Raw genomic sequence first — 20,897 nt, 5'->3', positions numbered from 1 at the left:
TCTTCGCCCTCACCACCAACACCCACCCCACCCAAGCCGGTCAGCAGAACCAGCCGAAGGAGACCACCCGATGAGCACCCTCACCCACGCCGTACGCGACTCAACCACCATGCTCCGCCGCAACCTGCTCCACATGCGCCGGTATCCGTCCTTGACGCTGAACCTGCTGCTCACGCCGGTCATGCTGCTGCTGGTCTTCGTCTACATCTTCGGCGGTGCGATGAGCGCCGGCATCGGAGGCGGCGGCGACCGGTCCGACTACCTCGCGTACGTCTTCCCCGGCATCCTCATGCTGACCATCGGCGGCACCACGATCGGCAGCGCGGTGTCGATCGCGATGGACATGAACGAAGGCATCATCGCCCGCTTCCGCACCATGGCCATCCACCGCGGATCCGTGCTCATCGGGCACGTCATCGGCAGCGTGTTGCAGTGCGTGATGAGCGTGACCCTCGTCGGCGCCGTCGCCGTGGCGATCGGCTTCCGCTCCACCGACGCCACCGTCCTGGAGTGGATCCTCGCCTTCGGACTGCTGGCTCTCGTCTCCCTCGCGCTGACCTGGGTCGCCGTCGGGATGGGGCTGTCCAGCCCGAACGTCGAGGCGGCCAGCAACAACGCCCTGCCGCTGATGCTGCTGCCGATGCTGGGAAGCGCCTTCGTTCCGGTCGACGCGATGCCGGGCTGGTTCCAGCCGATCGCCGAGTACCAGCCCTTCACCCCCGCCATCGAGACCCTGCGCGGACTGCTGCTCGGCACCGAGATCGGCCACAACGGATGGCTGGCCGTGGCCTGGTGCGTGGCGCTGGCGGTGCTCGGTTACGTCTGGTCCAAGTCGCTCTTCAACCGCGACCCGAAGTAAGCGCCCGTGGCCCACGGGGTGCGGCCAGCAGCTCGTCCCACGCAGATCGGGGATGTTTCACGTGAAACGTGGAGCATCCCCGATCGCGTGCTCAGTGCACAAAGCCGTAGCTCCGCCAGGGGCCCGCACCGGGGGCGATCACATCGGACGTCATGGTCGCCACATAGATCGAGGCACCGGAGCAGTCCTCGCTGGGATACATCAGCACGTCGACCAGGGTGCCGTTCTCGACCGACACCGCCCCGTTTGGGCCCAGCTTGTGGCACCCCGTCACCAGGGGGCTGTTCACCTTCACATGGACCGCCCGCTCCGTCTCGTAGTCCATGGGACCCACGGCCGTACGCCCCAGCCCTGAGCAGCCCGCGAGCACAACGACCAGGAGCGCCGCCCCCGCCCCGCCGACGAGCCGCCGGCGCCGCGGAAGGCACCGGTCGGGACACGGTTGCGGGCGCCGGTGGAGGGTCACGGCCATGGCCAGTCCTTGTCTGCGCGACGGTGCTCCGCGCGGGTGGGTCTTCGGACGTGGTCCCGGTCCGGCACGGAAGTGGCCCCGATCCGGAACGGACGCACTGCTCATCGCCACCCTGCCGCGTCACCCGCCCCCCGGCATCCGGGGCGCGGCTGCCCGGGCTACGCGCCGCAGCCCGGCCGCGCCGCCGCGGGAGACCACGGTCACAAGAAGGCCAGTGTCATGAGGGAGCACGCTCACGAGCGAGCACGGTCGCGGGAGAGCAGGGTCACCAGCAGGGACCCACCGGCCAGGATCCCGAAGGCCACCCACAGGGCCGTCGCGTAGCCGTGCACCGTCCCGGCCTTCAACGCGCCCGGCCCGTGCTCCGCCAGATACGTCGCGGTGGCACCGGTGGCGATGGAGTTCAGCAGCGCGGTGCCGAAGGCCGCGCCCATCTGCTGCACGGTGTTGTACGCCGCGGAGGCCACGCCCGCTTCGGCCGGCGCCAACTCCACCGTCGCCCGGTTCGTCGCCACCGCCAGCAGACAGCCGAGGCCGAGCCCGGTCAGCACCATCGACGGCGTGAGGAAAACGAGAAAGACCTGTGCGCTGTCCACCTCCAGTTGGGTGAGGACCAGCATGCCGAGGGCGGCGGAGAGCAGGCTGCCGCCGATCAGCCGGCCCGGTGCGAGCCGCCCGTGCAGCCGCTGGGCGACCACCATCGCGCCGACCGTGGTGCTCACCGCGTTGACCAGCAGCGTCAGCCCCGCCTTGACGGGGGAGTACCCGAGCACCGTCTGGGTGTAGTAGCTCAGGAAGAGGTAGAAGCCGAACATCGACACGTACATCACGAAGACGGAGACGAACGCGGTGCCGCGCGCCCGATGGGCCGGGATCCGCAGCGGCAGCAGCGGTTGTCGCGACACCGCCTCCACCCGGACGAACAGCCCCAGCAGCAGGGCGCCGCCGCCGAGCAGGGCGAGCACCCTCGGGTCGTCCCAGCCGCGCGGCTCGGCCTCCGTGAACCCGTAGACCAGCGCGACGAGCCCGGCCGTGCTGAGCAGCGCCCCGGGGACGTCGAGCCGGCGCAGGTCGCCGCTCGGCCGGTCCCGCCGCACCAGCGGGACGCCGAGCAGGGCGAGTGCGGCCATGGGCACGTTGATGTAGAGGCACCAGCGCCAGTCGGCGTACTCGGTGAGCAGTCCGCCGGCCACCAGGCCGAGGGCCGCGCCACCGGCGCCGACGCCGGCGAACACCCCGAACGCCCGCGCCCGCTCCGCCCCGTCGGGGAAGGTCAGCACCAGCAGCGAGAGCGCCGCCGGGGCCAGCAGCGCGGCGCAGACGCCCTGGGCGGCGCGGGCGGCGAAGAGCACGGCCGCGTCGTCCGCCGCACCGCCGAGCACCGAGGCGAGCGCGAACCCGACGAGCCCGACGGCGAAGGCCCGTCGATGCCCCAGCGCGCTGGACACCCGGCCGCCGACCAGCAGCAGACCGCCGAAGGCCAGGGCGTACGCCGTCACCGCCCAGTGCCGGTCGGTGTCGCTGATGCCCAGGGCGCCCTGGGCCGACGGCAGGGCGATGTTCACGATGGTCACGTCCAGGACGACCATCAGTTGGGCGAGGCTCACCACGGGCAGGGCCCACCAGCGCCGTGCCGGGGCAGCAGCCGGGGTGCCCGCGGAGTCCGGTGCTCGCCCGGCGTCCGACCCGCTGCCCTTACTCCCGCCCGCGCTTCCGCCCGCGCCTATCCCGCCGTCGTCCTGTCGTGGCCCGTGCTTCCCACGCTCCCCATGCCTCTCATCCCTCTCGTGCGTCTCGGTCACCGTGCGTCCTCCTCGCCGTCCGCCGACCTCTCGCACATTGGTCGACTCACTCGAACACTGATCTAGCGGCGGCCAAAGGTACTGCATCCCCGCGCCCCGGTCGGGCCCGCGAAAGGGCGATATCCAGCCAGCGGACGGCGCCGACCAGCCGGCTGGCGGGCCCGTCGCTGCGGCTGGCTCCCCGGAAGCCGGCACGCGGCGCGGCGCACCGCGCCGACCGTGCAAAACTCGTCCGCGACGACGCGCAGCACCCCGATGCGCGTCGACTGGAGGTGAACGTCATCGCTGCCGGAGAGCGCAGGAGAAGCACGCCGGGCCACCAGCCGGGAAACGTCTGGATCCGACCCACGCGCGCGAAGAAGGGAGAGCCCCCGCTCACCCGTGAGCGCATCGTCGACGCCGCCGTCGCGCTCCTCGACGAGGAGGGCATGGACCGGCTGACGATGCGCCGGCTGGCCGAACGCCTCCAGTCGGGCGCCACCACGCTGTACTGGCACGTGGCGACCAAGGACGACGTGGTCGACCTAGCCGTGGACGCGATCTTCGGCGAGACCGCCGTCCCGGACCGCCACGGCGCGAGCCCGCGCGACGACGTCACCACGCTGCTCGACGGCTGGCGCCGGGCCCTGCTCCGGCACCCCTGGGCGGCCTCGGTGCCGGCTCGTCAACGACCGCTGCTCGGCCCGAACTTCCTGGCCTGGATGGAGTTCCTCCAGTCCGCGCTGGAGCGCGCCGGACTGAGCGGCACCCGGCTCAACGCGGCGACGTGGGTCCTCTACAACCACGTGATGGGGTCCACTGCCGTGCAGTCGAACCTCCAGCTCTCCGCGGAGGAGGCGGAGGCCGGCCGGGCGTATCTGGCGGAGCGGCGCGAGCAGTACCCGACCGTCGCCGCGAACAACTACATCGCCGACGACGACTGGGACGCCAACTTCGCGACCGGGCTGGCGTTCCTGCTCGACGGCATCGGCGCGCGCCCGGCCGACGACTGAACACGAGAACCGAAGACCGACTACGGGGTACGGGCTACGTGGCGCAGGCGGCGAGTTCCCGTACCGCCGCGACGGACTCCGCGGGCGCCCAGACGCGCTCGGCGAACCCGCCCGCGGTCGCGTTCGTGCCCGCGGCCGGCCCGTCGGCGCCGAGCCCCCGCCCGTAACGGACGATCCGGTTGGTGATCGGCTCCATGACCTGGAGCCGGTAGGGCCACAGGGCCTCCCGCTTGGCCTCGGTGGAGAGGGCCGACCCCGGAACGAGCACCGGGGTCAGCGCGCACCCGCCCCACGGGCCGGACGGCCGGCCGGACAGCACCGCTGCCAGCCGGTCGGCGTCGGCCTGCGGATCGCCGAACAGCGAGTACGGCATGTCCTCGTAGAACACGATCCGCTCGGGCGCCACGGCCCCCCGGACCACCAGCTCGCACACGGCCTCGCGGGTCACGACGTGGTCGACGTGCCCGCCCACCGCGAGCGGCACGAGCACGAGGGAGGGGTCGGCGAGCTCCCGCGCCAGGTCGAGGACGACCCGTTCGAACAGCTCCGGCTCCGCCCGCCGCACGTCGACCGTCGACTCCGCCCCCAGCAGGAACCCGTCGCGCCAGGCGGGCCGGCTCTCGCCGTCCAGATGGCCCAGCAGGGTCAGCCCCGCGCCGAGCACCCGGCACGACACCCGCTCCTCCTCGATCAGCATGCGGGAGGCGAGCGCGGGCCGTTCCCGGTAGTACGGGCGACGCGTCCAGGTCTCGTCCGAGAAGACGTCGACGACGCGCCCGCCGAACCGGAACACCGTGCTGCCCAGGGCGAGTTGCGCGTCGTCGGGATGGGGGGAGAGGAAGGTCAGCGCCCGCACCGGCGCCGTCCGCGGGGCCGGCACCGCGACCACCAGACCGGCCGCGTGCCAGCGGGCTATTCGCTCGCGGTCCGCCGGCTCCCAGGAGTCCAGTGGGCGACTGCCGTCGCAGGTGTGCCACAGCTCCGCCGCCGAGACGGGGAAGACGTCGGGGTCGACCGCGTCACCGAGGAAGCGCACTGCCGAAGCGTCGAACTCCACGTGCGGCAGCCTCGTCGGCCGATCGCTCGGGGCGAGCGCCTTGGGCAGCCGCCTTGACAAGGACCTGACGGGGTGTCGTGACATGCCTCCGGAGTGTAAGGCACCCCTTCCTCATGAAACGATGATCCCAAGGGCCGGCGCAACGGCGCGCGTGCGACGGCCGTCACCGGCTCGTACGGGAAGGGCGGAGCGTGTGCGTACTCGCCCGGGCTCGCAGTGCGACGACGACCGCTCCGTGACGGAAGCGGGCACGGACGCGGGTGACGGGCCGCGGGCCGTCGAGGTGTGGTGGGCCCGCGCCGAAGACGCGCACGACGGTCTCGTCTCCCTGCTCGACCAGGTGGAGCGAGCCAGATACGCGGCGACGACCGACCCCGCGAGCGCACGGCGCTTCCTCGTGGGCTGCGCCGTGAGCCGGCTCGTGCTCGGCGGGCGGCTCGGGCTGCCGGCGGCCGATGTCCCCCTGAAACGGGTCTGTCCGCGCTGCGGCGGTCCGCACGGCAAGGTCGCGCTCGACCGGGACCGCACCCCGCCCACCGCGGACGTCCGCTTCTCGGTCACCCACGGCGGCGACACGGTCGGGGTGGCCTTCTGCCACGGCGCCGAGGTCGGCCTCGACGTCGAGGAAATCGCGCAATTCGGCAGCGCCGGTGCCGGTGCCGTCGCCGGCAGCAACGGTGATCGCGAGGGCAGCGCGCGGAACGTGGCCGTCCTCGCCCCGCGCGTACTGACCGCCACCGAGTTGGCCGCGCTGCACGACCGCCCGCGGGCCGACCTCCCCGGCGCCTTCCTGCGCTACTGGGTCCGCAAAGAAGCGGTGCTCAAGGCGTGGGGCACGGGCCTGCACGTACCGCTGCGGCAGTTGGAGGTCTCCGCCCCCGAGCAGCACCCCGAGGTCGTCGGGTGGCCCGAACGCGACGGCCTCCCCCACGAGCTGAGCATGGCCGACACGGTGGTCCTGGGACGCCACCCGGCCGCGGTCTGCGTCATCGGGCGCGGCGGCGTCGCGCTCAGGGAGCGGGACGCGGGTCCCGCGCTCCGGGACGTACGACCTCCCAGGTGACGGGGACGGCCTGCGGCCCGCGCAGCAGGCTGCGCCGCCATACGACGTCCTCCGCCGGGACCGCCAGCCGCAGCCCGGGCAGCCGGCGCAGCAGCACCCCGAGCGCCTCTTGCAGTTCGACCCGGGCCAGGTGCGCGCCAAGGCAGTAGTGGATGCCGTGCCCGAAGGTGAGGTGCGTCGACTCGGCGCGCCGGAAGTCGATCTCGTCGGGGGCGGTGAAGACGTCCGCGTCGCGGTTGGCGGCGCCGATGTGGGCCATCACGCCCTCACCTGCCCGGATCAGCGTGCCGGAGAGTTCCACGTCCTCCAGGGCGACGCGGACCTGCCCGGTCTCGCTGAGCATGTTGCTACGGAGCAACTCCTCAACCGCGTCGGGCACGAGGTCCGGTTCGGCCCGCAGCGCTTCCCAGCGAGCGGGCCGCCGCAGCAGGTCGATGACGAAGGCGCCGATCTGGTTGGCGGTCGTCTCGTACCCTCCGACGAGCATCGTCACGCCGAAGTGCACCAGCTCGTCGTGGCTGATGCGGTCGCTGTCCTTCGACGTCCGCAGCAGTTCGCCCAACAGGTCGACGGGCTCGGCCTCCGGTCGGGCCAGCACCCGCTCCTTCTCCTCGACCAGGGCGGCCATGTACGTGAGGAGGGCGTCGTACGCGTCGTTCCCGGCCCGGGCCGTGTCCGGTTCGAGGCTGTACATGACCTCGGTCCACCCCCGGATCGCGGGCTCGTCCGCCACCGGTGCGCCCAGCAGTTCGCAGATCACCCGCAACGGCAGCCGCGTGGCGAGGTGCAGTTGGAGGTCCGCCGGAGCACCGGCAGCCACCAACTCGTCAACACACCGCTCCGCCTGCTGACGCACCCACTCCCGCATCCGCTCGATCCTGCGGTGCGCGAAGGACGCCGTGACCAGACCGCGCAGCCGGGTGTGCTCGGGCGGGTCCATCGCGGGCAGCGTGTTGTTGCGGGGCGCGGTGGCGGCGGCGTGCGGCCGTCCGGGCCGCACCACCTCCGCACGGGAGAAGCGGGGGTCGGACAGCACGCTCTTCACGTCGGCGTAGCGCGTCACCAGCCACACGTCGTGCCCGTTCACGGTCCGGGCGGGCACCACCGGCGCCTCTTCCTGGAGCCGACGGAGCGTCGGGGAGGGGTCGAGGCCGAAGGCGTCGGGCAACGGAACGGGCACGCGGTCCCGGCGGGCACTGTCTGTCGATGCGGTATCCACGACCGCGTTCTCCCCACCCGGGGGACGGACCGCACCGCGCCGACGGAGAAAGTCCACCAGAAACCGAGAGAACGGCGCGGAACAGCCGTACGAGCCAGCCGGCCTCAGTGCGTGGTGTCAGTGCACGACGTCAGTGCACGGCGCGCAGCATCCGGGTCACGTTGATCTTCGTGGGGGAGAGCCCGAGCTCGACGCTCTCCATCATCCGCTCCCCGTTGAGCCGACCGTAGGCCAGCAGGTCGACGTTGGCCAGGCTGTACTCGGGCCAGGTGTGAATGCTGAGGTGCGAGGCGGAAAGCAGCAGAATCGCCGTCACGGCCCCATTGGGAAATACGTGGGAAGACTCACCGAGGACCTTTGCGTTTCCCTTTTCCGCAGCAGTACGCAGGACTTCGAGAAGCCGCTGCTCGTCGGTGAGGATGCTGTGGTCACTAACCCATACGTCGACCGCGTAAGAGCACAGGTCGTCGGCGTTTATACCTTCGGTAGCGAGGTCAGACGGGTTATTCATGGCGTTTCAGGGAAGCAGGGGCTTACGGACCCTTACCCCCGTCTCCTTTCACGTGGATGAACTCTGGTCTCCGCCGCCACTAGATGTCCGGCGATACCAGATCTCAGTGCCCAGCCTGACCAGAATAGCATCTGACTAATGTCCTCCGCGCGCCACGAACGTCGGCCCCGGGCCCGGAGCCGACCCGCGCGAGCCCTGGCAACGGCCCCGTAACCGGCGCGTATCGGGCTCAGCTGCGACTCTCGCCACACCCCCTCACAGAGTCCGCACCGACACCCTCCGGCCATGATCAATATGCTCAATCGCGCCGGACGCAGGGGGCGAAACGATCTGCGCCCCTTGCACGCATGATCGCCGACCAAAGGCGGAGAAGAACCTCACGAAACGTTTCCTTGAGCCAGCAGAAGCGGCTTAACGAAGAAGAAAATTTTCCTAACCAAGGAAGCCGCAAAGAGAAATGGCATGGAACTGATGGGGATCATCGGTGATTAAGGCCCGGATTCGGAGCTCATGGACCCGGCATCCATTCCGTTTCACGTCAGGCCCGATGACCGTCCAGACTTCTCGCCGCCCTGGAGACCGAGCCGTTCGGCATCCGCACCGCGCTGATCGAACCGGCCGTGGTGGCCACCGACCGCGCTAGCTGCATCTGATTCGGCAGCACCGGCGCCGGCAGAGAACGAGGAGCCGGACAGTCGCGAGAGCGCGGCTTCGACCTCCTCCGGGGTCTCGTCCCGTTCGGCGCAGGCTCGGGCGTGGAGCCGAACGAGGTCCGGGTACCGGTAGTGAGCGGGGCTCGGCGACTCCAACAGCGATACGTCAACGAGGCTTTCCATCAGGTCCTCGGCCTGCTGGGGCGACAGCGCCAGAGCCGCGGCTGCCGCCGCCAGCGGAATCTCGGGGCCGCGCACCAGACTGGCTAGCCGGAACGCGCGCGCCTGGTCCGGCCGCAGACGCGCGTAGCTGAGTTCAAAGACCATGTTCACGGTGATGTCTCCGGCCTGGAGTTCGCCCAGCCGGCGGCGTCCGTCCGCAAGCCGGGCGGCCAGTGTGGAGACGGTCCAGGTGCGGCGCGCCAGGAGCCGGGAAGCCGCGATGCGGATCGCCAACGGCAGAAATCCGCAGGCCGCCACCACGTCGAGAGCGGCCTCACGCTCCACGGTGCCGCGCTCCTGGCCGACGACGCTCGTGAAGAGCTGCAGAGCTTCCTGAACGGACATGACGTCCAGGTCGACGAGGTGGGCGTTGTCCAGGCCGACCATCCTCGCCCGGCTGGTGACCAGCGCCGCCGAGCCCACCGAGCCGGGCAGCAACGGCCGTACCTGGGCGGCGTCCCGGGCACCGTCGAGCACCACCAGGACACGACGGACCGAAAGGGTCGATCGGTACAAGGCCGTTCGGTCCTCGACGGACTCGGGGATCAGGGCGTCCGGGGTGCCCAAGGCGCGTAGGAACGAAGCGAGCACCGTCCCCGGTGCAGCAGGGCTGGGCCCATCGCCGCGGAGGTCGGCGAAGAGCTGTCCGTCGGGGAAGTGCTGACGCAACTCATGGGCGGTGTGCACCGCGAGCGCGGTCTTGCCCACGCCGCCCAACCCGCTCAGCGCGGCCACGGCCCCGACGGGAGCACCGGCCCCGGTGAACCAATCGGTCAGTTCGCGTATCGATGACGCCCTGCCGACGAAGGGTACCGCTGGCGCAGGGAGTTGAGCCGGTCTGGGCAACGTCTCGAAGAAGGTCACAGTCGGCGAAGGGAGTTGGGACAGCATGGCCGACGCCCCAAGGGGGGACGGATCGCCTTCCCCGGAATGCCCGAGTGCACGGTCGGCTCGCAGGATGCGCACCTGCAAGTGCTCCAGCTCCGGATTGGGATCGACGCCCAGCTCCTCGGCGAGCAACCGTCGGGTGTCCGCGTACACCGCCAGCGCCTCGGCCTGCCGACCGCCACGGTAGAGCGCGAGCATCAGCAGCCCGCGCAACTGCTCCCGCAGCGGGTGCGCCGCGGTGAGCGCGGTCAGCTCGGACACCGCATCCGCATGCGCACCCATCTCCAGGTCCAACTGGATCCGGGTCTCCAGCAGCTGGAGTCGCCACTCCTCCAGCCGGCCACGTTGGGCCTGGGCATAGGGCCCCGGAACACCGGCGAGCGGTTCGCCGTCCCACATCCCCAAGGACTTGTTCAGCAGCCGTCTCGCCTGCGTCAGATCACCCGCGGCACGCACCTTCTCCGCGGCAAGAGCCAGTTCCCGCGCCACGGATAGGTCGAGGACACCCCGCTCCATCCGCACCGCGTAGCCGCCCGCCTCGCCGACGACGATCTCCTCCGAGAGCACCTTGCGCAGCCGCGACGCATACGTACGCGCGACGGCAAGGGCCCGTCGCGGCGGCTCGTCGCCCCAGATCGCGTCGATCAGCTCATGGGAGGTGGCCGTACGCCCGTCCCGCAGCAGCAGCGCCGTGAACAGGGCCCGCTGCTGTGGAGTACCCAACGGAAGCAGCTCCCCGGCACGCCAAGCACGCACCGGCCCTAGCACGCTGAAATGGAAGTCCACGGCATCGTCGCCCACTCCCACCCCCAGCGCCCGAGGAAGATTCCTATGCAACGTATATCGTTCATATATCCCCGGCGGTGACACTTACACACGTGCTTCTTACGGACGTGCCCAGTCCGATGGCACCTGCGCTGACGAGGATCCCAGGATGGCTTCCCGGGAAGCCTCGTCACGCCTTTTCCGGCAACTCTATTGCCAGGAACCCTTCTTGAGCTACCGTCAGAGCAGCTACTGCGTCAGTGGTGTGCCGAGCCCTCTAGCCAAGGGCTGATGACGGTCCTCCACGTCGCCGTGGCCGTTTCCACCATCGGACTGGGCACTGACCGCAAGGAGAAGTTGCTTTATGCAGCTCACAGACGCATCCACCCAACTCCTGGCCGGCGTGTTGATCACGCTGGCCTTCTTCACACTGGTCGCGCACCTGGTGAAAGCGCTGCGCCACACGCTTCGCCTACCGCTCGTGATCGGCGCGCTCGCCAGCCTCGTCGGGGTTCTCCCCGTGATCATCTACGCGCTCGACGTCACGGCCGGCCCCACCGCCTGACTGCCGCTCGCGAAAGGGGCTGGAGTGCGATCGGGTTCCTAGAGACCTGACGGCGACAGCAAGATCGGCAGGGGCTGGCGGATTCCGCGCGGCCCCTGCCGTTTCCGCGTACGGACGCCTCAAGGTCACTCGGTCGGGCGTGAGGTGACGACCAACGTCGTCCCCTCAAGGGGGCTCCCCACGCTCGTCTGAGCCCACGCCTTGAGCACTGCCGGCTCCGCCGAGACCCTGGACAGCAGCGCGGAGAGGACATCGGCGCTCGGAGGTGCGGGCAGCACACACTGAACGAGGTGCTCCCCCGTGGCGCTGCTGTATTCCTCCTCCCCTTCTTCTTCGGGATCATCGGGAACCCACCGGCACACCTCGACATGCCAGGCGTCCAAGCCCTCTCCCTGCGGGTCCGGCGCGGAGACGGTCAGGAAGTGGTGATCCGCGTCGTAGGGCTCGGCGAAGATCTCGGGGTACTCAAGTGAGAACATCCCGTCGTCCGCCTGCTCGGCCGACCACTGGTCAAAGGCAGTGATCAGCAGACGCAGGTCTGCAATCGCCGTCTTCCGCTCCTCAGGGGTGACGCCTTCTTCGAGACGGTCCAAGCCCTTCCGTGTTTCACCGGTCAGCAGGTGCATACCACCGCGGTACGGAACGAACGGGAACCCGGAATCCCAGGAACGCTGGTTCCCCTGAGGCACAGGGATCGCCTCCGAGTACTCGGCGAGCGCATCGCGCAGCTCACGCTGCTCGGTCTCCAGCTCCTCGTCGATCGCGATCCGGATCGGAGGGGGTGCGGCCTCGACCGCCCCGTCCAAGTCGACCAGCGCCTGGTGAAGATCCCAGCAAACCCACTCGTACCAGAGGCTGTGCGCTCCGCGGAGGAGATCGGCCCTCGCGGCCCGGTCGGTGAGCGCCGCCAGATGTCCACTGGGATACCTGGCGATCCGCCCCCTTCGCTCGGCGAAGAGGCCTAGGGGGACCGTGGCGAGGGCCGAGATCCGATTGAGCGCGTCGACGATCGGGGCCGCAAGAGCGGCGGAACTGAGGCTCGTCACGGTCGACGACACCGTGTCGTCCCCTCGCTGGTAGACCGCCAGAATCTGCGTCTTCCCACGGTTCGAGTGCTGACAGTAAATGGTCATGCGGACGCCTTTCGGCCACCGCGGCGCTGACGCCCCGGCGACGGAGGAAGATCCGGAAAAGAGGCGGTGGCGAAGGCGCGTTCCGACGCTCCGTGCCTAGAAGACTTCAGCGGTGGCTCAGGTGCGGTCCCGAACTCCTTGCTCCCGAGCAGGCTAGCCACCTCACACCGCCCCCGACAGCCCTTGAGGCGACAGGGCGACAGGGCGACAGGGCCCCGTGTCACGAAGAGCGCCTCCCGGGGGCGGCTGGTGCGCACGGGTGGGCACCGTGCGCACATACGCGCGCACCAAAAAAGCCCCCCAACTCACGTTCTCGCAGGTCAGAAGGCTTTTCTTGGGTGGAGCCTAGGGGAGTCGAACCCCTGACATCTGCCATGCAAAGACAGCGCTCTACCAACTGAGCTAAGGCCCCGGATCAACGAAGACGGGACCGATGAACGCAGTCATCGCCCCGGCCGTCGCCGCGCACCAGAATACCGGGTCCCCCCGCCCATCCTGCAAAAGGATTGGGACTCCCGATGCGCAACCACTCTCCGTAAGATGCACGGCGTGGTTCGCAGCAGCGAAGCCAGCCGTGGGAAGCCCCGCATGGGGAAGCGATGGGGAGACGCGCATGGACGCCGCTCAGCAGGAGACGACCGCCAGAGCACGTGAGCTGCAGCGCAGCTGGTACGGAGAGCCGCTGGGCGCGCTCTTTCGACGACTCATAGACGACCTCGGGCTGAACCAGGCCCGGCTCGCAGCCGTGCTCGGGCTGTCCGCGCCCATGCTGTCCCAGCTGATGAGCGGCCAGCGGGCGAAGATCGGGAACCCCGCGGTCGTACAGCGGGTGCAGGCGCTCCAGGAGTTGGCGGGCCAGGTCGCGGACGGCAGCGTGAGCGCGGTGGAGGCGACGGGACGGATGGACGAGATCAAGAAGTCGCAGGGCGGGTCCGTGCTGACCGGCACCAGCCAGACCACCAGCAGCTCGGGCGCTCCGACCGTGCGCCGGGTGGTGCGGGAGATCCAGTCGTTGCTGCGGTCCGTGTCGGCCGCCGGGGACATCATCGACGCCGCCGACTCCCTCGCCCCCACCCACCCGGAGCTGGCAGAGTTCCTCCGGGTGTACGGCGCCGGGCGCACCGCGGAGGCCGTCGCGCACTACGAGTCCCACCAGAGCTGACCCGGTCGATCGGTCGATCCGGATCCGCCGGCCGATCGGACTCATAGAAGCTCACAGCAGCAGCTCACAGCAGTGACAAGGCGACGCGGGGCGACGCGAGCGCCTCATGACGGAGCGAGGAGCGGGCACGGCACCATGGGTGAGGTCTTCGCCGCTCGGTACGAGCTGATCGACCCGATCGGGCACGGTGGCGTCGGCGCGGTGTGGCGTGCCTGGGACCACCGGCGGCGCCGCTACGTCGCGGCCAAGGTGCTCCAGCAGGGCGACGCGCACACCCTGCTGCGCTTCGTACGCGAACAGGCCACCCGGATCGACCACCCGCACGTCCTCGCCCCCGCCAGCTGGGCCGCGGACGACGACAAGGTGCTCTTCACCATGGACCTGGTGGGCGGCGGCTCGCTGGCCCACGTGATCGGCGACTACGGCCCCCTGCCCCCGCACTACGTGTGCACCCTGCTCGACCAGTTGCTGTCCGGGCTCTCCGCGGTGCACGCCGAAGGCGTGGTGCACCGCGACATCAAGCCGGCGAACATCCTGATGGAAGCCACCGGTACGGGCCGGCCGCACCTGCGCCTGTCCGACTTCGGCATCTCCATGCGCAAGGGCGAGCCACGGCTTACCGAGGCGAACTACGTGGTCGGCACGCCCGGCTACTTCGCCCCCGAGCAGATGGCCGGCGCCGAACCCGACTTCCCCGCGGACCTCTTCGCCGTCGGCCTGGTCGGGCTCTATCTCCTCCAGGGCCAGAAGCCGGACGCCGGCGCGCTCGTGGACCACTTCGACGAGCACGGCACCCCGAGCGCGCCCCTCGGCATCCCCGAGCCGCTGTGGCAGGTGCTGGCGGGGCTGCTCCAGCCGGACCCGGAGGACCGTTTCCGCTCCGCTGCGGGCGCCCGCAAGGCCCTGCTGGCGGCCGTCGACGCACTGCCGGACCCGGGGCCGGACGACGAGCCCGTGGAGATCTTCGACCAACTGGAGCCGCTGCCTTCGGGCTTCGGAGCGAACGGGCCGACGGGCCGGGTGCCCGTCACGCCCTCCCTCGTCGCACCCTCCCCCGTACCGCCGCAGTCGTCGCCGCTCTCGTCGCCGTCGTCGGGACTCCTGGTGCCACCGCCGCCGAGCCAGCCGCCCACGCCGACTCCCCCGCCTCCGCTCCCGCCCGCGCCCCTGGCCGCGCCGGCTCCGGAGCCCACGCCCACCCCTACGCCCACACCTGCCCCGGCACCGCCCGTACGGCCACCGCCGCCCGTGCCGGCGCCCGTACGGTACGGCGCCGCGTACGAGACGCCGCCCACGCGCCCGTACACCGCACCGCAGCCGCAGGCCCAGCTCTCCCGGGCCGAACGCCGTCGCCGCGAGCGCAGACGCAAACGCACCGGGCCCCCGCCCAAGGTCGCGATCCCGGTGCTGCTCCTCGCCCTGATCTGCTTCGCCGTGGGCTTCTGGGCGCTTGGCCAAGCCTGACAGTGACCGTCACCGCACGTCCGCGGCGGGACGGGCGCGGGGGGCACGGGCACGGGGGCGCGGGGGCAGCAGAAAGCCCCGGTCGCTTCGTAATGAGCAACCGGGGCTTTTCGAAGAACGGCTGTGTGTCAGACACTCGAACCCGAACCTGCGGGCACGGAGTCGGTCGCCTCCGTCCACAGGTCCTGCTCAGCCCGATCCGCCTGGATCTGGCGGTACACGAGGAGCCCGCCGATGGCGGCCAGTGCGACCAGGAGAAGCTTCTTCACCGCGCGACCTCGTCTTTCCTTGACGTATGCGTATGACGAATGAGGACTTCTGGCGCCCGACTATACACACCGACCGATACCGATCGGTGACCTGCGTGCCCTTGCACCCGAGCAGCCGGCCGCCCGAGATACCGCGTTCGACCCCGAGGTGCCGTCCGCGGCCCGGCCGGCGGCGTCGGGAACGTGCGCAACGGGTGCGTACGCATCAGGAACGTACGCGTCAGGAACGTACAAGAAGACCCGGGCCTCCCGTCGGCACGCTGGGCGCATGACGAACGACGACGCCCCCGTGCGCTTCGACACCAAGATCGGCGTACTCCTCCGCACCGACCTGGCCGGCTGGCAGCGGCTCAACGTGACCGCCTTCCTCGTCAGCGGCCTCGGCACGGTCCGCCCGGAAGTGATCGGCGAACCGTACGCGGACGCCGACGACACCCCGTACCTGCCGATGTTCCGGCAGCCCGTGCTGGTCTTCGAAGGCGGGAAGGAGCTGCTGACCGGGGCGCACGAACGGGCCGTGGCCCGCGCGCTGCCGTGCTCCGTCTTCACCGCGGACCTCTTCGCCACCGGCAACGACCGCGACAACCGCGCCGCGGTGCGCGCGGTGTCCCGCGGCCAGCTGGATCTGGTGGGCCTGGCGGTGTACGGCCCCAGGAACGCGGTCGACAAGGTCTTCAAAGGTGCACACATGCACGGGTGAGCGGTGCTCCGCCGCGAGAGCACTGCTCTGTCGTGTGAGCACCACTTCGGCAGGAGAGCACCGCCCTGTCACGAGAGCACCGACCCGATACGAGAGCACTGCTCCACCACGCGAGCACCGCCCCACCACAAGAGCAGCGCTCACGCACCCCCCGCGCTCCCGCCCCCTCACCCCCGGTCAAACGGCAGGTCGAGCATCCGGATCGCGTTCCCCCGCAGCAGCTTGTACGCCACCTCGTCCGACAGCCCGCCGACGTGGTCGGCCGCCACCTCCTTGGTGTGCGGCCAGGTCGAGTCCACGTGCGGGTAGTCCGTCTCGAAGGTCGCGTTGTCCACCCCCACGGTCTCGATCGCCTCGATCCCGTGCTTGTCCCGGAAGAAGCAGCAGAAGACCTGCCGGTAGTAGTACGTGGACGGCGGCTCGGGGATCAGGTCCCGCACCCCGCCCCAGGCCCGGTGCTCCTCCCACACGTCGTCCGCCCGTTCCAGCGCGTACGGGATCCACCCCATCTGCCCCTCGCTGTACGCCAGCTTCAGCCGCGGGAACTTCACCAGCACACCGCTGAAGAGGAAGTCCATCATCGAGGCCATGGCGTTGTTGAAGCTGAGCGACGCCTGGACGGCGGGCGGTGCGTCGGGGGAGGCCGCGGGCATCTGCGAGGACGACCCGATGTGCATGTTCACCACGGTCCCGGTCTCCTCGCAGGCCGCGAAGAAGGGGTCCCAGTACCCGGAGTGGATCGACGGCAGCCCCAGATACGTCGGTATCTCGGAGAACGTCACCGCGCGCACCCCGCGGGCCGCGTTCCGCCGGATCTCGGCGACGGCGAGTTCCACGTCCCACAGCGGAATCAGACAGAGCGGGATCAGCCGCCCGCCGCTGTCGCCGCACCACTCCTCCACCATCCAGTCGTTGTACGCGCGCACGCACGCGAGTGCGACCTCCTTGTCCTCCGCCTCGGCGAAGGTCTGCCCGCAGAAGCGGGGGAAGGTGGGGAAGCACAGCGACGCCTCGACGTGGTTCAGGTCCATGTCGGCCAGCCGCGCCTTCGGGTCCCAGCAGCCGCGCCGCATCTGCTCGCGCGTGATCCCGTCCAGGGTCATCTCGTCCCGGGAGAACCCCACGGCGGCGATGATGCGCTTGTACGGGAAGACCTCGCCCTCGTACCGCCACCAGTCGGTCAGCTGCCCGTCGGGGTCCGTGGTGAAGCGGTACTTCCCGCCCACGTACTCCAACTCCCCGATGCCTGCGGTGAAGGGCTGCGGCCCGCGCTCCCGGTACTTGGCGGGCAGCCAGGTGTCGAAGAGGTGCGCCGGCTCGATCACGTGATCGTCCACGCTGATGACCCTGGGCAGGTCCTTGCCGCCGTTCGCCTTGTCGACCACGCCGATCACACTCCCATCTGACGATCCATCAAATTCAGGCTACGACCCGTCAGATACGAGGGCAAGCACCCCGCCGCCCCCTTGCGAACCCGCCCCGGATCCGCTGAACTGACGACCCATCAGATCCACTGGAAAAGGGGACGGGATGGACACGATCTGGCTCGGCGGAGCCGAATGGCTCGCAGTGCTCCGCATCGGACTCGGCCTGTGGTGGCTGGAGAGCTGGCGCCACAAGGACAAGAAGGAGTGGTTCAAGGGCGGCGGGATCGCCTGGGCGGGCGGCATCGCGGAGAAGCACCGCTGGCCGGTCGTCCGCACCGGCTTCGACACCGTGGTCCGCCCCCGCCCGCGCACGATGGCGTACGTCGTCGCCTACGCGGAACTGGCCCTCGGCCTCGGCCTCGTCCTCGGCTTCCTCACCCCGATCGCCCTCGCCTGCGGGCTGCTCCTCAGCCTGATCTACCTGGTCCTGATGATCCACGACTGGGCGGAACAGGGTCAGAACCTCATGATGGCGCTGATCGCGGTCGTGGCGCTCTTCGGCATGGCCTGGCAGTCGTGGTCCCTCGACGCGGCGCTCGGCCTCTTCTCCTCCTGAATCGTCTCCTCATCCGTCCCGAGCAACGTGCTCCACGGTTCTCGGGATCTCCTTGCTGAACACCCCGCCGCCCTGATGGACTGCCGTCCCGACAACGACGGACGTCCGACGGAGCTGAGTTGATGGAACGCCAGCGGTACGTGCGCTTCGAGCACAAGGGCCGGACGCGGTACGGCCGGGTGGCCCCCACCGTGAACGACGTCACCCCGGTCGAAGTCCTCGACGGCGACCCGGTCCGCACGGACGCGTCCCCGACGGGTGAGCTGCTGGAGATGGAGGAGTTCCGCTTCCTGGCGCCGCTGGCGCCGGGGCGGGTCGTGACGGTGACGGACAACTACGCGAGCGACTACCCGAACGGCGACACGACCAACACCGCGACCAGCGAAGCGACCAGCGAAGCGACCAGCGAAGCGACCAGCGAAGCGAGCGGCGCCCCGCAAGCCCCCCGCTTCTCCCTCCTCTCCGACCCGCCGCCCACGGTCGTCGCCCCGCACACGCCCGTCCCCCCGCCCGCGCGCTACGCGGCCGAACTCGCCGTCGTCATCGGCCGCGGCTCCCACGTCTTCGGCTACACCTGCGCGAACGCCCTCGCCCACGGATCACTGGCCCTCGGCCCGTGGATCGTGACGGGCGTCGACCCGACGTCCCTCAACATCGGCAGCATGGTCAACGGAGTACGCCGCCAGCAGTCGAACACCAGCCGGCTGCTCACCCCGGTCGCGCCCCTCCTCGCCCACGTCACCGCGACGGTCGCCCTCGAACCGGGCGACGTCGTCCTGACCGGCACCCCCGAGGGATCCGGCGAGCTCAAGCCGGGCGACTGGTTCACGGTCTTCGTCGAACACATAGGGACGTTGGGCAACAGCATCCCCGCCGGTCAATCCCACTGAGGTCTCGGCGTTGGCCCGTCACTCCGAGACGGGCTGGAAGGCGTGCTCAAGCTGGGCCGCCAGCGGGCCCTTCTGCCACGGGCTCATGTGGTCGCGCAACACGGCAAGTTCGCCGAGGTGACGCGCTGAGCCGGACTCGGCGGCGATCTGCGCGGACTCCGCGGCCAGCACCAGGGCCTGCTCGGGGTCCCCGAGGGCTACGTGGGCACTGGCCTGTCGTACGAGATAGATGCCGGCCCGCCGCCGGGCGCTGTCGGGCACGGCGGACGTCACGCGCTCCCACAGCGGCTGCGCCTGTGCGTGCAGGCCGAGCCGCCCGTAGCAAGTCGCGCGCTGGATGTCGAAGAACAGCGAATTCGCGATCGCCGCGGTGCGGTTCCACGGGGCGGGGGGCTGCTCGGGCCGGGTCCGGGCGGTGGTCTCGGCGGCGTCGAGGAGGCGGTCGACGGCGCCCCGCTCGCCGAGGAGCGAGTGTCCGTGCGCCTGCTGGTACATCAGCTGCATCCGGGCGATCGGAGGGATCCCGGGAAGGGACAGGCCGCGGGTGCAGAGCGCGACGGCCGCCCGCCCGTCCCCCAACTCCGTATGCAGGTAGGAGAGGTTCGCCAGGGTGTACGCGTGCAGGTCCGGGTCGTCGATGGTCTGCGCGTCCGCCAGCGCGGCGGTGTGCCAGGAGCGCGCCGCGGTCCAGTCGCCGGCGTCCTGGTGGAGCCAGCCGGCGAGTACGGCGTAGGCGGCGCCGACCCGGATCAGGTCGTCGCGCACCGGGCCGTCGGCCGCGCGGGCGAGGCTGGCGATCAGTCGGTGCTGCTCGACGACGGTCCCTATGAGGTCGCGTGGATCGAGGAACATGTCGGCCGCGGCGTGCCCGGTGAGCTGTTGGGTGAAGTAGCCGACGAGTTGGGGTTCGACGCGGCGGTGCGGTACGGCTCCGGCGGGCGCGGCGTTGATCGCGGCCAGCGCGCCCGCCGACCCGGCTGCGAGGAAGTTGCGGCGCTTCAAAGGGTCCTCCCTAGCGTCCGGACCGCAGGGCCGGCCGGCCGACGGCGTGAATCCCAAGTCAGCGGGGCTGCACCCGAACGCCGCGCTGAGGACGGTGGCGGTGTCGGGACGCGGCCAGCCCGGGTTCGCGGACTCCCATCTGCGGTACGTCCGCACGCTGATGCAGAAGTGCGGGTCCTCCAGGATGTTCTGGCCGATGGTGCTCAGGGCTTCGGCCGCCTGCTCCTGGGAGTGCCACCCTTGGTCGATCCGGGCCGTCCGTAACTTCCTGTTGGTGTCTGGGCTCGCCACGTGTCCAAGGTACGCCTCCGCCGACGCCCGCTCCATGCCTGCTTTGGCCGTAGGTGTGCGTCGAGTTGGCGGTGGCCGGTCGATGGCCGGTCGATGGCCCCGCAGTGTCCTGGTCCGCGCACTGCGACGCCGGTTCCATGGATGCCATGGCCGAGGGGCGAGTGGGTGTGAGTCTGGTTGACGTCGTACGCGACGTGCAGTTGGCCTGGACGGTGGCCCAGGCCCTGCCGGAGAAGGAAACGGCCCTGCGCGACCGCCTGCGGGCCCACATCGCCGCCCTCGCCGACCCGGCCGAGGCGTACGCCCGAAGCGTGGCCGACGGCAGCCACCACCTCGCCCTCCTCCGCGACGTCCACCGCGCCCGCACGACCGCGGCGAACGGCCCCGGCGACACCCCGCCCGGCGAGTACCTGATGCAACTCGCCGAACACACGAAGACCCTCGCCCGCTACGCCCTCGCAGAATCCCGCCGCACCGACGCCTAGGCCGTGTCTGACAAATCCCGTCTGGGCCGCGGCCCCCGCCCTCAGGGGCGGACGACACTATTTGTCAGACACGACCTAGGGCCCCTCGCCAGGACGCGAACCGCCCCGGCTACGCGCTCAACGGAACAGCGCCGGCAGGCAGCACCGGCCTCACCCCGAGTGGAAGTGGATCGGACTTCTGGAAGACCCGCTCGTCGGCTGACGTCAGCCGTAAAAATCGAAGACCCCCAACCACGATCGGGTTGAGGGTCTTCGTAAATGTGGGGCTAACAGGATTTGAACCTGTGGCCTCATCCTTATCAGGGATGCGCTCTAACCAACTGAGCTATAGCCCCGCCGCGCTGCGCGCTGACCTCTGAAGATTAGCGCACGTCCGGCGCTGGTCCCAAATCCGTTCCCGAGGGGTCCGCCCCGGGCGGGCCGGAGCGGGTCGGGGAGCAGCACGGGGCG

Annotated in this window: 19 protein-coding genes, 2 tRNA genes and 1 pseudogene; 10 read left to right on the top strand and 12 right to left on the bottom strand. The window is 70.3% G+C overall.

Annotated elements, in window-relative coordinates; genetic code table 11:
- Positions 1–70 precede the first annotated feature (70 nt).
- Positions 71–859: an ABC transporter permease gene (locus ABZ842_RS13510; RefSeq protein ID WP_361536373.1), complete on the top strand. Its 789-nt coding sequence runs from the start codon at positions 71–73 to the stop codon at positions 857–859.
- A gap of 91 nt (positions 860–950) precedes the next feature.
- Here ABZ842_RS13510 and ABZ842_RS13505 read toward each other — a convergent pair whose 3' ends face one another.
- Positions 951–1,331 carry a hypothetical protein gene (locus tag ABZ842_RS13505; protein WP_361536371.1) on the bottom strand — a complete coding sequence of 127 codons (381 nt, stop codon included), beginning with the start codon at positions 1,329–1,331 and terminating at the stop codon, positions 951–953.
- 233 nt (positions 1,332–1,564) lie between these two features.
- Entirely contained in the window at positions 1,565–2,920 is a 1,356-nt protein-coding gene (locus ABZ842_RS13500) for an MFS transporter (protein ID WP_361536420.1), read from the bottom strand.
- 485 nt (positions 2,921–3,405) lie between these two features.
- Between ABZ842_RS13500 and ABZ842_RS13495 the strand changes: the two genes are divergently transcribed.
- Positions 3,406–4,125, top strand: a complete 720-nt coding sequence (locus ABZ842_RS13495; protein WP_361536369.1) for a TetR/AcrR family transcriptional regulator C-terminal domain-containing protein — start codon at positions 3,406–3,408, stop codon at positions 4,123–4,125.
- A gap of 34 nt (positions 4,126–4,159) precedes the next feature.
- On the opposite strand, the gene ABZ842_RS13490 is transcribed toward ABZ842_RS13495, so the two are convergent.
- The gene (locus tag ABZ842_RS13490) at positions 4,160–5,266 is read right to left on the bottom strand and encodes a PIG-L family deacetylase (RefSeq protein ID WP_361536367.1); all 1,107 of its coding nucleotides are present in this window, start codon (positions 5,264–5,266) and stop codon (positions 4,160–4,162) included.
- A gap of 109 nt (positions 5,267–5,375) precedes the next feature.
- Between ABZ842_RS13490 and ABZ842_RS13485 the strand changes: the two genes are divergently transcribed.
- Positions 5,376–6,245: a 4'-phosphopantetheinyl transferase superfamily protein gene (locus tag ABZ842_RS13485; RefSeq protein WP_361536365.1), complete on the top strand. Its 870-nt coding sequence runs from the start codon at positions 5,376–5,378 to the stop codon at positions 6,243–6,245.
- On the opposite strand, the gene ABZ842_RS13480 is transcribed toward ABZ842_RS13485, so the two are convergent.
- The 3 genes and pseudogenes from ABZ842_RS13480 to ABZ842_RS13470 all read right to left on the bottom strand — a co-directional run.
- Positions 6,193–7,425, bottom strand: coding sequence for a cytochrome P450 (locus ABZ842_RS13480; protein WP_361536363.1), 1,233 nt, complete (start codon positions 7,423–7,425; stop codon positions 6,193–6,195). The genes ABZ842_RS13485 and ABZ842_RS13480 overlap by 53 nt on opposite strands.
- Before the next feature lie 169 nt (positions 7,426–7,594).
- Positions 7,595–7,975 carry an adenosylmethionine decarboxylase gene (speD, locus tag ABZ842_RS13475; protein WP_361536361.1) on the bottom strand — a complete coding sequence of 127 codons (381 nt, stop codon included), beginning with the start codon at positions 7,973–7,975 and terminating at the stop codon, positions 7,595–7,597.
- Between the two features lie 692 nt (positions 7,976–8,667).
- Positions 8,668–10,551: pseudogene (locus tag ABZ842_RS13470) on the bottom strand (BTAD domain-containing putative transcriptional regulator); the annotation flags it as partial.
- A gap of 316 nt (positions 10,552–10,867) precedes the next feature.
- On the opposite strand from ABZ842_RS13470, the gene ABZ842_RS13465 reads away from it, so the two are divergent.
- Positions 10,868–11,068, top strand: a complete 201-nt coding sequence (locus tag ABZ842_RS13465; RefSeq protein WP_361536359.1) for a hypothetical protein — start codon at positions 10,868–10,870, stop codon at positions 11,066–11,068.
- Positions 11,069–11,193: 125 nt separating this feature from the next.
- On the opposite strand, the gene ABZ842_RS13460 is transcribed toward ABZ842_RS13465, so the two are convergent.
- Positions 11,194–12,201 (bottom strand): hypothetical protein, encoded by a 1,008-nt coding sequence (locus tag ABZ842_RS13460; protein ID WP_361536357.1) that lies wholly within the window; start codon positions 12,199–12,201, stop codon positions 11,194–11,196.
- Between the two features lie 339 nt (positions 12,202–12,540).
- Positions 12,541–12,613, bottom strand: a tRNA-Ala gene (locus tag ABZ842_RS13455).
- Between the two features lie 201 nt (positions 12,614–12,814).
- On the opposite strand from ABZ842_RS13455, the gene ABZ842_RS13450 reads away from it, so the two are divergent.
- The gene (locus ABZ842_RS13450; RefSeq protein WP_361536355.1) at positions 12,815–13,363 is read left to right on the top strand and encodes a DNA-binding protein; all 549 of its coding nucleotides are present in this window, start codon (positions 12,815–12,817) and stop codon (positions 13,361–13,363) included.
- A gap of 135 nt (positions 13,364–13,498) precedes the next feature.
- Positions 13,499–14,827, top strand: a complete 1,329-nt coding sequence (locus tag ABZ842_RS13445; RefSeq protein WP_361536353.1) for a serine/threonine-protein kinase — start codon at positions 13,499–13,501, stop codon at positions 14,825–14,827.
- 128 nt (positions 14,828–14,955) lie between these two features.
- Here the strand turns inward: ABZ842_RS13445 and ABZ842_RS13440 are convergent, their stop codons facing one another.
- A complete protein-coding gene (locus ABZ842_RS13440; RefSeq protein ID WP_361536351.1) occupies positions 14,956–15,096 on the bottom strand; it encodes a DLW-39 family protein in 141 nt (46 codons plus the stop codon).
- Positions 15,097–15,364: 268 nt separating this feature from the next.
- Here ABZ842_RS13440 and ABZ842_RS13435 point away from each other — a divergent pair, with 268 nt between their 5' ends.
- Positions 15,365–15,796 carry a DUF2000 domain-containing protein gene (locus ABZ842_RS13435; protein WP_361536349.1) on the top strand — a complete coding sequence of 144 codons (432 nt, stop codon included), beginning with the start codon at positions 15,365–15,367 and terminating at the stop codon, positions 15,794–15,796.
- Between the two features lie 167 nt (positions 15,797–15,963).
- Here ABZ842_RS13435 and ABZ842_RS13430 read toward each other — a convergent pair whose 3' ends face one another.
- Positions 15,964–17,190 (bottom strand): amidohydrolase family protein, encoded by a 1,227-nt coding sequence (locus tag ABZ842_RS13430; protein WP_361536347.1) that lies wholly within the window; start codon positions 17,188–17,190, stop codon positions 15,964–15,966.
- Between the two features lie 136 nt (positions 17,191–17,326).
- Here ABZ842_RS13430 and ABZ842_RS13425 point away from each other — a divergent pair, with 136 nt between their 5' ends.
- Together ABZ842_RS13425 and ABZ842_RS13420 are read left to right on the top strand one after the other, a co-directional pair.
- A complete protein-coding gene (locus tag ABZ842_RS13425) occupies positions 17,327–17,779 on the top strand; it encodes a DoxX family protein (RefSeq protein ID WP_361536345.1) in 453 nt (150 codons plus the stop codon).
- A 122-nt stretch (positions 17,780–17,901) separates the two neighbouring features.
- On the top strand, positions 17,902–18,669 hold the full coding sequence (locus ABZ842_RS13420; RefSeq protein ID WP_361536343.1) for a fumarylacetoacetate hydrolase family protein: 768 nt from the start codon (positions 17,902–17,904) through the stop codon (positions 18,667–18,669).
- Positions 18,670–18,687: 18 nt separating this feature from the next.
- Here ABZ842_RS13420 and ABZ842_RS13415 read toward each other — a convergent pair whose 3' ends face one another.
- Positions 18,688–19,962 (bottom strand): Twin-arginine translocation pathway signal, encoded by a 1,275-nt coding sequence (locus ABZ842_RS13415; RefSeq protein WP_361536341.1) that lies wholly within the window; start codon positions 19,960–19,962, stop codon positions 18,688–18,690.
- 167 nt (positions 19,963–20,129) lie between these two features.
- Between ABZ842_RS13415 and ABZ842_RS13410 the strand changes: the two genes are divergently transcribed.
- Positions 20,130–20,447, top strand: coding sequence for a DUF6415 family natural product biosynthesis protein (locus tag ABZ842_RS13410; RefSeq protein ID WP_361536339.1), 318 nt, complete (start codon positions 20,130–20,132; stop codon positions 20,445–20,447).
- A gap of 261 nt (positions 20,448–20,708) precedes the next feature.
- Here ABZ842_RS13410 and ABZ842_RS13405 read toward each other — a convergent pair.
- A tRNA-Ile gene (locus ABZ842_RS13405) sits at positions 20,709–20,782 on the bottom strand.
- Positions 20,783–20,897 lie beyond the last annotated feature (115 nt).

Source organism: Streptomyces sp. NPDC047315 (assembly GCF_040643215.1).
GTDB lineage: Bacteria > Actinomycetota > Actinomycetes > Streptomycetales > Streptomycetaceae > Streptomyces.
Note: the sequence above shows the minus strand (reverse complement) of the source record. Positions and strands in the feature narration are given on the sequence as shown.

What these genes read in the sequence shown, in the direction of transcription:
- ABZ842_RS13500 (WP_361536420.1), bottom strand. Translation starts at nt 2,920, where the DNA reads ATGGTCGTCCTGGACGTGACCATCGTGAACATCGCCCTGCCGTCGGCC.
- ABZ842_RS13505 (WP_361536371.1), bottom strand. Translation starts at nt 1,331, where the DNA reads ATGGCCGTGACCCTCCACCGGCGCCCGCAACCGTGTCCCGACCGGTGC.
- ABZ842_RS13450 (WP_361536355.1), top strand. Translation starts at nt 12,815, where the DNA reads ATGGACGCCGCTCAGCAGGAGACGACCGCCAGAGCACGTGAGCTGCAG.
- ABZ842_RS13435 (WP_361536349.1), top strand. Translation starts at nt 15,365, where the DNA reads ATGACGAACGACGACGCCCCCGTGCGCTTCGACACCAAGATCGGCGTA.
- ABZ842_RS13465 (WP_361536359.1), top strand. Translation starts at nt 10,868, where the DNA reads ATGCAGCTCACAGACGCATCCACCCAACTCCTGGCCGGCGTGTTGATC.
- ABZ842_RS13445 (WP_361536353.1), top strand. Translation starts at nt 13,499, where the DNA reads ATGGGTGAGGTCTTCGCCGCTCGGTACGAGCTGATCGACCCGATCGGG.
- ABZ842_RS13510 (WP_361536373.1), top strand. Translation starts at nt 71, where the DNA reads ATGAGCACCCTCACCCACGCCGTACGCGACTCAACCACCATGCTCCGC.
- ABZ842_RS13420 (WP_361536343.1), top strand. Translation starts at nt 17,902, where the DNA reads ATGGAACGCCAGCGGTACGTGCGCTTCGAGCACAAGGGCCGGACGCGG.
- ABZ842_RS13425 (WP_361536345.1), top strand. Translation starts at nt 17,327, where the DNA reads ATGGACACGATCTGGCTCGGCGGAGCCGAATGGCTCGCAGTGCTCCGC.
- ABZ842_RS13490 (WP_361536367.1), bottom strand. Translation starts at nt 5,266, where the DNA reads ATGTCACGACACCCCGTCAGGTCCTTGTCAAGGCGGCTGCCCAAGGCG.
- ABZ842_RS13460 (WP_361536357.1), bottom strand. Translation starts at nt 12,201, where the DNA reads ATGACCATTTACTGTCAGCACTCGAACCGTGGGAAGACGCAGATTCTG.
- speD (WP_361536361.1), bottom strand. Translation starts at nt 7,975, where the DNA reads ATGAATAACCCGTCTGACCTCGCTACCGAAGGTATAAACGCCGACGAC.